Raw genomic sequence first — 13892 nt, forward strand, 5'->3', positions numbered from 1 at the left:
TGATCTTTATTTCAAATTGCCAAGATGATTAGCTGGCTTTGGAATTAACAATAAAGATTCTTGCCTGCCATCGATATATCTTACTTTCTCTCCATCAAAAAATGCATCTTCTTCCAACATCACTCTTATATCTTTATTCCACGCTTCTATAAAAACTTTCGTATTTAGTTCAATAGAATATGCTGTATTAGGATACAATGAATAATCGCCTCTAAAAGGTGTATCTCCTTGATTATCCCACATCCCAATAGTAGGCCCTGCTGCATGGCCATGGTAGCCGATTGGGTGCGTATAAATTGTTGCTCTATTAGACTCTTTTCCTGCTTGCTCTAAAGCACTTGCTAAAATCTGATTTCCAGTTTTACCAGTTTGATATTGATTGGTAAGAATATCCTGAGCACGATTTCCGGCCATTAGTGCAGCTTTTAAATATTCTGGAGCATCTGTTTCACCTGCTTTTAAAACATAAGCCAACTCTTGTGTATCTGTATTTAAACCCAGATAAGTAATTCCAAAATCACAGTGCAACAAATCTCCCGGCTGAATCACATTAAAACCCGGTCTGCCACTAAATGCATATAGCTCAGATGTGGGATTATTTCTTTGAATATCTACAGTTGGATGAAACCAAGTATCTAACCTCAGCTCTTTAATTCTTTCTCTAAACCACCAAACCACATCGTCTGTAGTGGTAACTCCCGGCTGAATTACTTTATCTGAAAAACCTTCGGCAATAATGACATGAGCAATTCGGCAAATTTGCTCGTAAATAGCCATCTCTCTTGGAGTTCTGGTTTCTAACCAAGCAACAGCCAAGTTTTCTGCAGAAACTATTTTGTTTCTATAGTTCTGCGGTAAAGTCGCCATTAAATTATCGTATTCTGAAGCTGTAATACCATCAGCATGCGCAAAATGCTCCGACTTATTTATACCGATTTTTTCGGGATTTCTTTCTTCAATTATTTGCAACAAAGCTTTCCATTGATCTGGCTGAGATTCTTTATCCCATGATTTTTTAAATACTGTACCAACATCGTATCTGGCTATGGCTAATGCTTCAATTTCTTCGGTTCCTTTGGGCTTATAAAGCACCAAAATTGTTCTTCTTCTCGCTGCAAGCCAAGTAGCAGGCAACATCGTTTCTATTACCGGATCTTCGTTGTATTCTCTGGCAGTAATTACCCACATATCAATTCCAGCACGATCCATTAAAGTTGGTAAAACTGATCTAATTTTATCTTCTAACAAATCATCTTGAATCTTAGCCCTATCTCGCATGGATAAGATTACTGGTAAATTACTTTGGGCTAATAAAACTGTTGAAAGAAAGGTAAATAGTGATAGTAGTAGTAGTTTTCTCATAAATCGTGATTTAAATGTATTTATCGCAATTATAAAAGAAATTGCCTTGCTAATTATTCAATTTGTGATATAAAACTTCTATTTCTACATAAGTATGATATTATTGATTACCACTTATTAATTTTAAGACAAAATTCATCTCACTATCAATTCCATTGATGTATTCTTTATAGTTAGGTTGAATGTGATAATCGGGAATTACACCTCTACCAAAAGGAATGTTATCATTGGTGAAGGTGGTAAAAAACTTAAGTAAAGGAATTCTAACTTCAATTTTGGTATTTGGTAACAATAAATAGACATAAGAGCCACTAGTTTGACCATAAAATCCCCCTCCGGTTTCTTCACCAATTAATATTGCATCCGAATAGGCTTTGGCAATGGCAGCGAATTCTGATCCAGCAGAATAGGTATTGCCAGAGCATAAAATATAGACATTTCCCTCAAATGGTTGGTCTTGTGGTGGGGCAGTTGGTAGAACTTCTGGTTTTCTTAAAAACCGACCATCTTTAGCAAGTTCGTGCTCTTCTTTTAGCATACTTTCTAAATTTTCTCTGTCGTCTTTATAATCAGTATAATCCAGAAATGAAAAGGTAAAACCTTTAGCTTCTACATATTGATATTTTTGATACGGTTTATTAGTAAGATATGAAAACAAATAATCTTCAGCGCCTTCACTTCCTCCTCCATTATTCCTTATGTCAATTATCAAATTTTTTGTTTTGTTTGATTTAATACAAACAAATGTGCTATCCACTACTTTTTTAAAATCTAAATTTTGTTTTTCAAATGCACTATAGCTAAAAGTATTAAAGGTTAAAATTGCTGTAGCTGATTCTTTGCGAAATTCAAGGTTATATATTTTATCGTCATTTTTTCGGCTGATTTTAGGGACACTTCTCGACAGAGCAACCAGTCCTTCCCGATTAACTAAATTAATTTCCAGCATCATTTTATCTTTTGAGCTATCTGGGTTTTGAAGAGTTAATACAGCTTTTTCAGACGCAAAATCAATAAAGTCCAGATAATAACTACTGAAACCAAATCGATCAAGGTCTTTATATTTTCCAGTAACTGAAAACCCATCCGAATGGTGGGAGGTATGAGCAAAAATTACATGCAGGATGGAATCTATGGGGTTTCCATTAATGTGTGTAAGGATACGACCTTTCGTCTGATAACTTTCTATATTGTTTTGCAGGTAAAGTTTATTACTTATGGTTTTTATGGCAATTGGCAAATAGTATGCTTTCTCTTTAACAAAATCTCCGATATCATTCGAGCTATAAACACTAGAATGCCCTTCTTTATCTGCTGATACGATTCTGGAAACAATTCGGAAAAACTCATAACTATTCATTCCTTCCTTGATTTCTTCCCGTTTTTCTCCAATTAATTTCTCGTAGTCTGCATAATTCGTGTACCAATATAAGCCAGGGTGTGCCTCCTTCAATGCATTGATTAATAAGGTATAATCATCAAGCAGTTGCGTTTTAGAAAAGGTATTTAAAACCGCCTCTTTTTGGGCGAAGCAAAAATGGGTAAGAAGGGTAAATACAATAAGAATATTAACTTTCATAATAGCCTGGTTTTCGGCAAAAATGAAAATTTATCCTTTCAAGTTATTGTAAAATATTGCACAAAGTCATGACAATAAAGCTGCATTTTGGTATTCACTTGGATTCACTCCGGTAAATCGCTTGAAGTTTTTGTAGAAATGAGATTTGTCGTAGAAATTACAATCAATGGCTACATCAAATACAGGTTTGCCTTCTTTCAACATTTTTTTACTTTTTTCAATTCTTTTTAGCAAGATATAATGGTTGGGGGTTAAGCCTGTTTCGTTCTTAAAAAGCCGCAGGAATTTGAATTTGCTTATGCCAAACTGATGAGCCGTTTTGGAAAGAGAAAATTTTTCAAATGTCGTTTCATTAATAAATTCTTGAAATAAATTTCGGGTTTGGAAATTAAAACGCATTGGAGATGTATATTTTTCAACCAATACCTTCAGCACTTGGCTTAGTCGTTTTTCAAAATTGGTATGCGTTATATTTTTAGATAAGGCATAAAATTCGCCAAACAATTGTTGATCATAAATGATCTTGTCTTCAAAAAAAACTTCTACTCCATTATTAAAAGTTTTTATTGCTTCTGGTGAGACATAATAAGTAAAAAATGAATTACCCAAATCTTTATCACAAGGGGTAGCATGAACTTCTTTTGGGTTAGTAATGGAAAGCGTACCAACCGGAGCTTTTAAAAATTTATCAGAAAGTTTAGTATTGAATGTGGAAATTAATATGAGTGCAATATTGAATGTTTCATGTGTATGAAACGGAAAATCAAGAATATGTGATTTTGCATCAAGCAATTCTAGGCCATCCAATATAGGTAGTTGATGATATTTGCTGTTACTTTCCAAAAAGATGATTTAATTAACTATTCTTTGTCAAAATTAAATATAAAGTATTTTACTTAATTCAAAATGCAATCATTTTTGGTTAAAATGTCTAAGTCTAGAAACATAAAGTTAAGATTATTATAATATTCTTAAAATTTAGTTAGCCTTCTATCATCAAAATCAGAATTATTCATTTAACTTTTTTTGTTACAGTTATTCCATTGTAAAATCATTATTTCACCAGTATTTTTACAAAATGCGAGTTCTACAACAATTGTTTATTTTATTCTTTTTTGCGCTACTCACACATAATTCTTTCGCGCAACAAGACAAAGATATCTGGACTACCCTATCAGATATAGATTGGTATCAGAAATATAGCAGGGTTTATAATACCCAAATTGGATTTCCTAAATTCAGTGATAAAACCAAAAATCTCGAAGGTAAAACAATCAGCTTAAAAGGCTATGTATTACCTATGGATACAGAAGATGGTTCTATCATTATTTCAGCTTTACCCTATAGCAGTTGCTTTTTTTGTGGAGGTGCAGGTATTGAAACGGTAATGGCGGTTTTTCCAGGTGAACAACGTAAATACGAGATGGATGAACAGGTTACTTTTAAAGGAACCTTGCAGTTAAATGATGGTGAAACTGGCCTTATATATAATTTAAAAGAAGCCGAAGAAATAGTTCCTGAATAAAATGATAGAAATAGAAAAGCTAAGTGCTTCCTATGATGATAAAAAGTTTCTCAATTTCCCTGACTGGCAACTATCACAAGGTGAGACCTGCTTAATGTTGGGCCCTTCTGGAAGTGGAAAATCAACCCTACTCCATTTACTCTCAGGAATTTTGCAACCAAAATCAGGAAGTGTAAGAATTGCCAACACCAATTTATTTGAACTTTCGCCTGCCAAAAGAGACAAATTTAGAGGCAAAAACATCGGACTCATTTTTCAAAAAGCACATTTGATTGACTCACTCAGTGTAAAAGATAATATGCTGATGGCGCAGTATTTTGCAGGAGAAAAGAAAGATTTAGCCAGAGTAAAAGAGGTTTTGGCAGAATTACATATTGGCGATAAGCTTAGTTCTAAAACATTTCAGCTTAGCCAAGGAGAAGCCCAAAGGCTAAGTATTGCCAGAGCGATGTTAAACGAGCCTTCGGTGATTTTGGCAGATGAACCCACCTCTAGTCTAGATGATGAAAACTGCGAAGCGGTTTACCACATTCTAGAAACTCAGGCAAAAAAATACAATGCAACACTTTTAATCTCTACCCACGACCAAAGGTTAAAAGATAAAATCCCATTACACCTCAAACTCCAAAAACAATGACATTAAAGGCAGCAATTTTCGATATGGATGGTTTATTGGTAGACTCTGAACCACTTTGGAGAAGCTCAGAAATTCGATCTTTTGCCAAAGTAGGTGTGCATCTAACACCAGAAGTCTGTAAACAAACTATGGGTTTGCGTATTGAAGAAGCTGTGCAACATTGGTATAATAAGTTTCCATGGGAAGGAATGACGATTGAAGAAGTTAAGAAAGATATTTTTGAGGAGTTTATGAAGGAAGTAGAAGCTACTGCAGTTCCAATGGATGGAGTAGTTGAGATTCTAGAGTTCTTTAAAGGAAAAGGCTTAAAAATAGGTTTGGCTTCATCCTCGCCAATGTTACTTATTAAAAAGATTGTAAAACACCTCAAAATAGATTCATACTTCGAGATTCTACATACTGCCGAAGATCAAGAGTATGGCAAACCACATCCGGCAGTATATATCGAAACTGCAATTGATTTAGGTGTAAAACCACAAGAATGCGTTGCACTGGAAGATTCTTTTATGGGGATGATTTCGGCACTCGCAGCCAGAATGAAAACCATTGTAGTTCCAGAACCTGAAAATTTTGACAATCCGAAGTTTGGTGCTTCACATATAAAATTAGCCTCACTGAAAGATTTCAATGAGGCTATGTATGAACAGTTATCTGTTTCTTAAATTATTCTGCGACTACCGCACTGGTTTCTAATTCGACCAATAATTCGTCACCAATAAAACCATTTACTTCTAAAATAGAACAAGCTGGTTTTATCTCTTTAAAAAATTCTGAATAAGCTCTGGTTGCATCTTTCCAGTAGCCAATATCCGTAAGATAAATTCTAATTCTGGTAACATCAGCCAATGAAGCTCCCGCATCTTTTAATACCTTTTCAATTTTCTGGCAAATGCACTTGGTTTGTTCGTAAGCATCACCTACTCCAACTACTTCACCATCAACTACAGCGGTAGTTCCAGAAATCTCAATGATATTCCCAACTCTTACAGCTCTAGAATAACCAACTTCATCTTCCAGATGATTACCACTTGATATTAAAATTCTTTTGCTCATCAGCTTAAAATTTATCTTTTATTTAATCAGTTATTACTTTTAATCTACAGCTTCACCGATTAAAGTAGCTGCTGTACATTCTGTAATTTTTACATTTACATATTCTCCCGGATTATAGCTTTCTCTAGGAAATACTACTACCTTATTTGCAGAGTTTCTACCTTTAAGCTGTTCTTCAGACCTTTTAGAAGTGCCTTCGACTAATACTTTGTATACTCTCCCAACATCTCTTTTATTCCGCTCTAAAGAAAGTTCAGCCTGCTTATCGATAATTTCTTTCAGTCTGCGCTTTTTCACTTCCAAAGGAATATCATCTTCGAATTTTTTTGCAGCCAAAGTTCCCGGTCTTTCAGAATAGAAGAACATATAGCTAAAATCGTATTTAGCATAGTCCATTAAGGTTATGGTTTCTTTATGCTCTTCTTCAGTTTCTGTACAGAAACCAGCAATCATATCTGAAGAGATGCCACAATCATCACCTAAAATTCTTCTAATCGCATCAACTCTATCGATATACTCTTCTCTAGTATAAGTTCTGTTCATGATATCCAACACACGAGTATTACCACTTTGTGCTGGCAAGTGGATATACTTACAAATATTTTCGTAAGCAGCCATTGTATGTAGTACTTCGTCTGTAATATCTTTTGGATGTGAAGTTGAAAAACGTACACGTAAATCAGGATTTACTTTGGCAACCATTTCTAATAGGTTAGCAAAGTTTACAACTTCAACATCAGAACCTTTTTTCTCAGCTTTTTCGATTTGAGCTTTACCTTTTAGGCTGTCGTCAGAAGACCATTTATATGAATCTACATTTTGGCCAAGTAAAGTTACTTCTTTGTATCCTTTAGCAAATAACTCTTGCGCTTCTGCTACAATCGAATGCGGATCGCGGCTTCTTTCTCTACCTCTGGTAAATGGCACTACACAGAAAGAACACATGTTATCGCAACCTCTCATAATTGAGATAAATGCTGTAATTCCATTTGAGTTTAACCTCACCGGAGTAATATCTGCATAAGTCTCTTCACGAGATAAAAATACATTTACCCCTTTGTTGCCATCATCTACCTCAGCTACTAAACCCGGTAAATCTCTGTAAGCATCTGGCCCGGCAACTATATCTACAATTTTCTCTTCTTCTAGCAACTGGCTTTTTAATCGCTCAGCCATACAACCCAAAACACCTACAAGCAAAGCAGGTTTGTCTGCTTTTACTTTATTAAATTGAGTTAAACGTTTTCTTACTGTTTGTTCAGCCTTTTCGCGAATAGAACATGTATTAAGAAATATAAGGTCTGCATCTTCAAAATTAGAAGTTGTTCCAAACCCTTCTTTTTGCATAATAGAAGCTACAATCTCGCTATCAGAAAAATTCATCTGACATCCATAGCTTTCTATATACAATTTACGCTGCCCCGCAACTGCATTATCTTTCGACACATTTACAACATCGCAAACTTCTTTACTCTTGTCGACGATCTCTATATCTTTTATCAAGTCGCTCATAGACTATTGATGGTTTATGATATTTTTTTGGTGAAAAAATTTTAAGCAAATAAATTCACCTTATTAAATTTTTTGCAAAAATACGTATTCATATTGAAAATGAACATAGCTACAGCACCAAGAAACTAAATTTTGTATTTATCAGTTCTGCAGAAACCTATTTTTACCTGCTAATAAGTCTAAAAACTTTCTAACAAAAACAGTTTCTCCTCCTGATTTATCGATTTGACCTTTACCTTTTTCAGAAAGTATATCAGCCATCAATACATCATCCATGTATTCTTTTATAGCATCACTTAGTTGTTGTGCTTCAAAATTTGAAAACAAACCCAAATCTCCTTTTTCGATTAGCTTTTCACTCGCTGCACACTTAGAAACAATTAAAAGTGTACCAGCGGCAAATGCTTCTAAACTTTTAAATACAGACATTTCTGGCAAAAGTAGAATATCACTTATATGTATAAACTGTTGCTCTGTAAGCTGATCGCTAGAAAATATTTCGATGTGGTCTTCCAGTTTTAAATCTATAACTTGTTGATATAATGCAAGCCTTTTTGCAGAATACCTGCCTTTTTCTGCCAGTAAAATCATTCCATTAACCATACAACCATCTTTATGGAGTCTATCTATGGTTTCAATTAAAACACTGGCATTTGCATTTTCCTCTACTCCTTCAATTATGCCAATTAGGGTTTCACCTTCTGGAATTTGTAATTCAACTTTTAGTGCATCGGTATCTAAGAAATTATCTAAATGAATTGAAGGAAACAAATAAGTCATTTTACTTTCTTCTACAGGCAGATTTTCTTTATTAAACATAAGATTAATAGCCAGTGGTGTAATCCACAAATCAATCTGTTTAATAAGTTTCGAACTCCAAATAGAATCTTTTAAACCAGACCAAAAACCCGATACTTCTTTAGAAAATATTTCTGTTTGAAGATAAACTAACTTGGCGTTTTTGGGCAATGCTGATTTCTTAAGAAAAGCTGCTGCAGAAATATTTTCTTTCTGACAAACGATAAGTGCATCAGGAGCTTCTTTTTTTAAAGCTTTGTTTAGTGAGTAAGTAGATTTGAAAGTAAGGCCTCCATCTGATGTTTCTACTGGAATAATAGAAAGTTCAATTTCTTGTGCTTTTTTAAAAGCATAATGCTCAGTATCAGCAATTACAATTACATTTACCCCTACACTTTCAAGTAACTTTCCAAACTTAAGTATATAATCAGAATTGAGATTATTTCCCTGTTGGTTGCAAAGAATACATATCTTCATTTAACAATGGTTGAATAGATTTGTTGATTAATTCAGAAACACATTTCCTGAACATTTAATGCAAAAATATAAGTAAAAAGCAGCATTCTTGAAATTTTGATATAGCCAAAGCTTAACTTAATTTGCAAAAAATTTAATGTATGCAATTAATAGATTACTTAGATCAACTAGACAAACAATTATTTCTTTTTCTCAATCAATTCCATTCACCTGTTAGCGATGCCATTATGGTATTTGTAACGAGTAGAGCAACTTGGTTTCCATTTTATGGGATTATCATTATTTATCTTTTTTGGAAACACAAACTACATGGCTTTTGGCCCATTCTAGGAATACTACTTACTATATTACTGGCTGATCAATTTTCTGCTAGCATTTGTAAACCATTTTTCGAAAGATTACGCCCATGCCATAGTCCAGAAATTGGTCATTTAGTGCATACAACTGTAAAGGGCTGTGGTGGACAGTATGGATTTGTATCTTCTCATGCAGCAAATACTTTTGGGCTAGCCACATTTTTATTTCTATTGCTCAAAAATAGGATGAAATATATTTGGCTAATATTCTTATGGTCGGGCTTGGTAAGCTATAGCCGGATAGCTGTTGGTGTTCACTATCCGGGTGATATATTTTTTGGAGCTTGGTCTGGGGTTGCCTGTGGTTACATTGCCTATCTAGCTTTTAGATATGGCGTTAAACACTACAAAATAACCTTATTCGACTGATCTACTATAAAAAGTTAAGCTTTTTAAAGAAACTAGTTTTATAAGATGCTCCAATTGGAATTATCTTATTGGGCATAATTATATTGCTCATATCTTCGATAGTTTCTATCTGGTTGATGTTAACTATAAATGATCGGTGTACCCTTGAAAACTCAGAATCTGGCAATCTACTGGCAATACCTTTCATGGTAGAATGCACTATAAATTTCTTCTGTCCAGTATGAATGATTACATAGTCTGACAGCGCCTCAACAAATTTGATATCATTAAGCTTGATTCTAACAATCTTACTATCAGCTTTTACATAAATATCTTCTTTGCCTTGAGTATCTAGTACATCTTTAGAAAAATTGTTTTCTACTTTTTGAACTGCTTGCAAGAAACGCTTGTACTCAACAGGTTTTATCAGATAGTCTGTAATGGTAAGTTCATACGCTTTTACAGCATAGTCATTCCTACCAGTAACTAATACAAACTGAGGTTTATGCTCTAGTGATTCCACTAGTTCAATACCTGTCATCTGAGGCATCTCAATATCCAGAAAAACAAGATCGATTTTTTCTTTTTTGAGTAGGTTATAAGCATCTATAGCATTATCGATGTCAGCTACCAATTCAAGTCCTTCTGTTCTTTCTACAAAATCCTTGATTACCATTCTTGCTACATCTTCGTCGTCTACTACGATACATCTCATACTTTTATAGAATATTGGTTTAACGATTGAAACTTTAGGAAAAGTCCTAAAAACTTTGTGATCAGTTTATTAGAGATCAGCTGATTTGTAACCTTTTATAGATTAAATTCCTTCTATGTTAATACCAAAATAAAAATTGCCAAAAAATTATTGCAACCAAAATAATAATAATAATACAATAAAAACTAGATATACGGGGAATATTATAAAGACAGCAGTAAAATAGTGCAATTAATTATTGCATTAATGATATTTAAATAGAAGACAAAGGTATTGATTAATAATTGTTAACTACTGCTAGGCAAATTATGTAAGCGCTGGATATATTTCCCTAAAATATCAAACTCCAAATTAATCTTTGTCCCAGCTTTTATTTGTTGAAAGTTTGTATGCTCAAAGGTGTAAGGAATAATGGCAACACTTAATTGACCTAACTGAGAGTTAACCACAGTAAGGCTTACACCATTTACACAAATAGAACCTTTTTCTACTGTAAAATTCCCAGTGGAAGTATCATATTCAAAAGTAAATAACCAGCTTCCAGCTTCGTCTTTTACACTTATACACTCACCTACTTGATCTACATGACCTTGTACAATGTGGCCATCGAATCTGCCATTTGCAGGCATACTTCTCTCAAGGTTTATCAGGCTACCCGTTTGCCAATCTCCAAGATTACTTTTTCTTAAAGTTTCTTGAATAGCTGTTACAGTATGTACTCCTTCGCTTATACTAATAACAGTAAGGCACACTCCATTGTGTGCCAAACTTTGATCTACTTTTAATTCGTGAGATATGGGTGACTTGATACTAAAAATCACATTTTCTTGCTCTTTTTCTATGCCAACTACCTCACCCAAACTCTCAACTATTCCGGTAAACATTTTAATTAGGTATTATTAGTTTAAAAAATCTTTAGCTTTAGCTACAACATTATCGAGACCAGAAACATCTTTTCCGCCAGCAGTAGCATAGAATGGCTGACCACCGCCGCCACCTTTAATCTCTCTAGCTAACTCACGGATAATTTTTACAGCATCAAGGCCTTTATTTTCAATAACATCTTCTGATAACATCACTGCAATTTGAGGTTTTCCTTCAATTTCAGCAGCAATCACCATAAATAGACTATTAACTTTATTCTTTAAATCGAAAGATAGTTTTCTAAGTGCATCTGCATTTGGCAAACTTACTTTGCTAATAATAGCGGTTATACCAGAAATATCTTCACCCTTTTGCACTAGAGTATCTTTCAACTGATTAATCTCTTTTTGCCTGAATTTTTCCAGTTCTTTTTGCATCTGGTTTCTTTCATCAAGCAGAGAACTTACAGCTTTGTTTAAATCTTTCGGATTTTTAAGAATCTCGTCCAGTTGCTTTAATACTTGTTCATTAGCATTCACTAAAGCTTCTGCCTCATCAGCCGTAACGGCTTCAATTCTTCTAACACCAGCAGCTACAGAACTTTCAGAAACTATTTTTAAAAATCCTATTTTACCTGTTGCAGGTACATGTGTACCTCCACAAAGTTCTATTGAATATTCTTTATCAAAAGTAATTACACGAACAAAATCACCGTATTTCTCTCCAAAAAGAGCAGTTGCTCCCATACCTTTAGCAGCTTCTATTGGCACATTTCTTTTCTCATCAAGCGAAATATTCTCTCTAATCTTTTGATTTACAATCTTCTCTACCTCTGCAATTTCTTCATCAGTCATTTTTGCATAGTGAGAAAAGTCAAATCGAAGCACTTTTTCATTCACTAATGAGCCTTTTTGCTGCACATGTTCTCCTAAAACTCTTTTTAAAGCTGCATGAAGTAAGTGCGTTGCAGAGTGATTATTTTCTGTAAGCTTTCTCTTATTTACATTCACAACACATTTAAAGGTAGCTTCTGGATTTGATGGAAGTTTTTTCGTAAAATGAACAATTAGATCATTCTCCTTTTTGGTATCGATAATTGAAACCTTCTCCCCATCGCTTTCTATGTAACCAATATCTCCTACTTGTCCACCACTTTCTGCATAAAAAGGAGTGTTATCTAGTACCAGTTGATAAACTGTTCCTTTTTTCTCTTTCAATTCTCTATAGCGAAGAATCTTAGCTTCAGAAGCTAAGAACTCATAACCAACAAATTCTACAGAATCACCATCATTCACTATTATCCAGTCTCCCTTCTCAGAAACCTGTGCATTTCTTGAACGAGTTTTTTGTTTCTCCAGCTCCACTTTAAAACCAGCCTCATCAACATCAAAACCGTTTTCACGGGCGATTAGCGCAGTAAGATCATAAGGGAAACCGAACGTATCGTAAAGTTCAAAAGCATTCTCTCCTTTAATAACTTTATCGCCAGTATTCTTTTGAATTAAATCATTCAAGATAGAAAGACCATTTTCCAAAGTTTTAAGGAAAGTTGCCTCTTCATTCAAAATCACATTAGAAATAAACTCCTCTTGCTCTTTTATTTCAGGGAAAACATCGGCAAACTGCTCAGTTAAAACTGCTACCATTTCATTAATAAATGGTGCTTTAAAACCAAGGAAAGTATAACCATAGCGAACAGCTCTACGCAAGATTCTTCTTATTACGTAGCCAGCTTTATTATTAGAAGGCAATTGACCATCTGCAATGGCAAAAGAAACCGCACGTACGTGATCTGATATTACTCTAATTGCTATATCAGTTTTTTGATCATTACCATAAGTAACTCCAGCTTTACCAGCAATAAATTGGATAAGTGGTTGAAAAACATCCGTATCGTAGTTAGACTTTTTCTTTTGGATAGCCATAGCAAGCCTTTCGAAACCCATACCTGTATCGATATGAGCAGCAGGAAGCTTTTCGAGCTTACCACTTGCCATTCTATTAAACTGGATAAATACCAAATTCCAGATTTCAACCACTAAAGGATCATCCTGATTCACTAAATCTTTTCCACCTTTCTTAGCAAGATCTTCTTCGCTTCTAAGGTCTATATGAATCTCGGAACATGGCCCACAAGGTCCGGTTTCTCCCATTTCCCAAAAATTATCTTTTTTGGAAGCTAGAATAATACGGTCCTCTTCAATATATTTTTTCCAGATATTTGCAGCTTCAGAATCGGCAGCTAATCCATCATTATCATCACCTTCAAAAACAGTTACGTATAATCTGTCTTTTGGCAAATGATACACTTCGGTTAATAACTCCCAAGCCCATTTAATGGCTTCTTCTTTAAAATAGTCACCAAAAGACCAGTTACCAAGCATTTCGAACATGGTATGGTGATAGGTATCTATCCCTACTTCTTCTAAATCGTTATGTTTTCCAGAAACGCGCAAACACTTTTGAGTATCTGCTGCTCTCCTATAAATAGGAGTTTTAGTCCCTAAGAAAAAATCCTTAAACTGGTTCATACCAGCATTGGTAAACATTAAAGTAGGATCGTTTTTAACTACTAATGGGGCTGACGGAACAATTTCGTGTTGCTTCTCTTTGAAAAATTCCAGAAACTTGCGCCTGATTTCTTGTGCCTGCATATGCTCTCCTCA

General features: G+C 34.4%; 13 protein-coding genes. 4 read left to right on the forward strand and 9 right to left on the reverse strand.

Annotation, left to right across the window (positions count from 1 at the left end; translation table 11 throughout):
- Positions 1–6: 6 nt before the first annotated feature.
- The 3 genes from OQ292_RS01110 to OQ292_RS01120 form a co-directional block, all read right to left on the reverse strand.
- Positions 7–1362 (reverse strand): M24 family metallopeptidase, encoded by a 1356-nt coding sequence (locus OQ292_RS01110; RefSeq protein WP_284684203.1) that lies wholly within the window; start codon positions 1360–1362, stop codon positions 7–9.
- A gap of 100 nt (positions 1363–1462) precedes the next feature.
- The gene (locus OQ292_RS01115) at positions 1463–2941 is read right to left on the reverse strand and encodes a S41 family peptidase (protein WP_284684204.1); all 1479 of its coding nucleotides are present in this window, start codon (positions 2939–2941) and stop codon (positions 1463–1465) included.
- 66 nt (positions 2942–3007) lie between these two features.
- Positions 3008–3784 (reverse strand): helix-turn-helix domain-containing protein, encoded by a 777-nt coding sequence (locus tag OQ292_RS01120; protein WP_284684205.1) that lies wholly within the window; start codon positions 3782–3784, stop codon positions 3008–3010.
- 235 nt (positions 3785–4019) lie between these two features.
- Here OQ292_RS01120 and OQ292_RS01125 point away from each other — a divergent pair, with 235 nt between their 5' ends.
- The 3 genes from OQ292_RS01125 to hxpB are packed head-to-tail and all read left to right on the forward strand — an operon-like array spanning position 4020 to position 5765.
- Positions 4020–4466, forward strand: coding sequence for a hypothetical protein (locus OQ292_RS01125; RefSeq protein ID WP_284684206.1), 447 nt, complete (start codon positions 4020–4022; stop codon positions 4464–4466).
- Position 4467: 1 nt separating this feature from the next.
- Positions 4468–5103, forward strand: a complete 636-nt coding sequence (locus OQ292_RS01130) for an ABC transporter ATP-binding protein (RefSeq protein WP_284684207.1) — start codon at positions 4468–4470, stop codon at positions 5101–5103.
- Complete coding sequence (gene hxpB, locus OQ292_RS01135) at positions 5100–5765, forward strand: hexitol phosphatase HxpB (RefSeq protein ID WP_284684208.1); 666 nt, start codon at positions 5100–5102, stop codon at positions 5763–5765. The genes OQ292_RS01130 and hxpB overlap by 4 nt, the downstream gene beginning before the upstream one ends.
- 1 nt (position 5766) lies before the next feature.
- On the opposite strand, the gene OQ292_RS01140 is transcribed toward hxpB, so the two are convergent.
- From OQ292_RS01140 to OQ292_RS01150, 3 genes are all read right to left on the reverse strand, one after another.
- The gene (locus tag OQ292_RS01140; RefSeq protein WP_284684209.1) at positions 5767–6156 is read right to left on the reverse strand and encodes a RidA family protein; all 390 of its coding nucleotides are present in this window, start codon (positions 6154–6156) and stop codon (positions 5767–5769) included.
- Between the two features lie 39 nt (positions 6157–6195).
- Complete coding sequence (miaB, locus tag OQ292_RS01145; protein WP_284684210.1) at positions 6196–7668, reverse strand: tRNA (N6-isopentenyl adenosine(37)-C2)-methylthiotransferase MiaB; 1473 nt, start codon at positions 7666–7668, stop codon at positions 6196–6198.
- Between the two features lie 141 nt (positions 7669–7809).
- A complete protein-coding gene (locus OQ292_RS01150; RefSeq protein WP_284684211.1) occupies positions 7810–8943 on the reverse strand; it encodes a glycosyltransferase in 1134 nt (377 codons plus the stop codon).
- A 140-nt stretch (positions 8944–9083) separates the two neighbouring features.
- Here OQ292_RS01150 and OQ292_RS01155 point away from each other — a divergent pair, with 140 nt between their 5' ends.
- Positions 9084–9668, forward strand: coding sequence for a phosphatase PAP2 family protein (locus tag OQ292_RS01155; protein ID WP_284684212.1), 585 nt, complete (start codon positions 9084–9086; stop codon positions 9666–9668).
- Positions 9669–9672: 4 nt separating this feature from the next.
- Here OQ292_RS01155 and OQ292_RS01160 read toward each other — a convergent pair whose 3' ends face one another.
- The 3 genes from OQ292_RS01160 to alaS all read right to left on the reverse strand — a co-directional run bounded on the left by OQ292_RS01160 (position 9673) and on the right by alaS (position 13880).
- Entirely contained in the window at positions 9673–10362 is a 690-nt protein-coding gene (locus OQ292_RS01160) for a LytR/AlgR family response regulator transcription factor (RefSeq protein WP_284684213.1), read from the reverse strand.
- A 287-nt stretch (positions 10363–10649) separates the two neighbouring features.
- A complete protein-coding gene (locus OQ292_RS01165) occupies positions 10650–11246 on the reverse strand; it encodes a riboflavin synthase (protein WP_284684214.1) in 597 nt (198 codons plus the stop codon).
- A gap of 15 nt (positions 11247–11261) precedes the next feature.
- Positions 11262–13880: an alanine--tRNA ligase gene (gene alaS / locus OQ292_RS01170; protein WP_284684215.1), complete on the reverse strand. Its 2619-nt coding sequence runs from the start codon at positions 13878–13880 to the stop codon at positions 11262–11264.
- Between the last annotated feature and the right edge of the window lie 12 nt (positions 13881–13892).

It is taken from the genome of Chondrinema litorale, assembly GCF_026250525.1.
In the GTDB taxonomy this organism is placed as follows: domain Bacteria; phylum Bacteroidota; class Bacteroidia; order Cytophagales; family Flammeovirgaceae; genus Chondrinema; species Chondrinema litorale.